The sequence below is a fragment of the Variovorax sp. WDL1 genome (genome assembly GCF_001541225.1).
Lineage (GTDB): Bacteria > Pseudomonadota > Gammaproteobacteria > Burkholderiales > Burkholderiaceae_C > Variovorax.
The window spans coordinates 5,602-6,743 of sequence record NZ_LMTS01000130.1 but is presented as its reverse complement, the minus strand read 5'-3'; the positions used below and the strand labels follow the sequence as shown (position 1 = coordinate 6,743).

Sequence of the window (1,142 nt, the reverse complement as noted above, 5' to 3'; positions counted from 1 at the left end):
GCGACGGCGTGGCGGTCACGCCGCTGTTCGTGGCTTCCGCCGTCTGGGTGCGGATCGGCGCGTCGGGCCGCTCGCTCGCCAAGCACTGCTCGATGGCTGGTGTGAGGTCGGGGTAGCGCAGGCCATCGGGCAAGCCCTGGCCGTCGCTGCGCGTGTGGGCATAGACCCATTCGACAGCCTGCCAGAAGGCGGCATGGCCACCAGCTTCGCCCGCGCATTCGGCCAGACGCGCTTCGGAAGACGCTGCCGGCTCATGCGCGGCCAATGGCAGGTGGTGCCATTGCAAGGCCACGTCCGCGTTGCCGCCGACCCAGCGCTTGAGCACGGGGAAGTAGGAGCGGCAGAACGGGCATTCGAGGTCCGCGTAGAGCGTGAGCGTGAAACGGCCGTCCGGGTTGCCCATCTGCCACAGAGGCCCAGCCACCTGCGTCTCGCTGGTCGGCGTTGAAGTCTGCTGCGTGGACTCGCCAGGAGAGCGGGACACGAGCCAGATCAGCAGCAGCGCAACCACCACCGCGGCCAACATCCAGGGCCAGCGGGGCCGCCAGCGCCGACGGCGGAACGCCTGGACCTGCATCGGAATGGATGGGCGCTTCTGTTCCATGGCGTTCTCCGGTGTACGGCAGATTCACGGCAGGTCCAGGGCCGGAGACTCGATGCCGCGCGCCCGGTCGATCTTCTCGGCCACCTTGAAGGCGGCATCCAGCTCGCTGACACCATGCTGCTGCATGAGCTGGTAGCGCTCGGCCTTCTCTTCGGGTTCGGTCTGCGCGAGCGCGAGATACAGGCTCGGCGGCACGGCGCGGAACAGCACCTCCATGCTCTTGGAGAGGATGACCCCCTCGGTGAACTTGCCCGCTTCCTTGCGTGCCGAGAGCATCAGCGCCTTTTGTGCCGGCGAGAGTTCGCGGAACCGCGCGATCTTCTCCACCTCGTCCGGCGGCATCGACAGGCAGATCCACCACTCGATCATGTTGAGCATGGGTTCCGCGGCGCGCGGCAGATCGTCGATGTTCTGCGTCGCGAGCCAGAACCAGGCGCCCAATTTGCGCCACATCTTGGTAATTTTGACGACGTAGGGCGCGAGCAGCGGGTTCTTCGTGATGATGTGGCCTTCGTCGGTGACGTTGACGATCGGGCGG

Annotated in this window: 1 protein-coding gene and 1 pseudogene; both read right to left on the bottom strand. The window is 66.6% G+C overall.

Features of this window, described 5'->3' with window-relative positions; all coding sequences use genetic code 11:
* A partial coding sequence (locus APY03_RS17995) for a DsbA family protein (protein WP_232324321.1) occupies positions 1-604 on the bottom strand: 604 nt, incomplete at its 3' end.
* A 24-nt stretch (positions 605-628) separates the two neighbouring features.
* Positions 629-1,142 (bottom strand): annotated as a pseudogene (locus APY03_RS17990) (conjugative transfer ATPase); the annotation flags it as partial.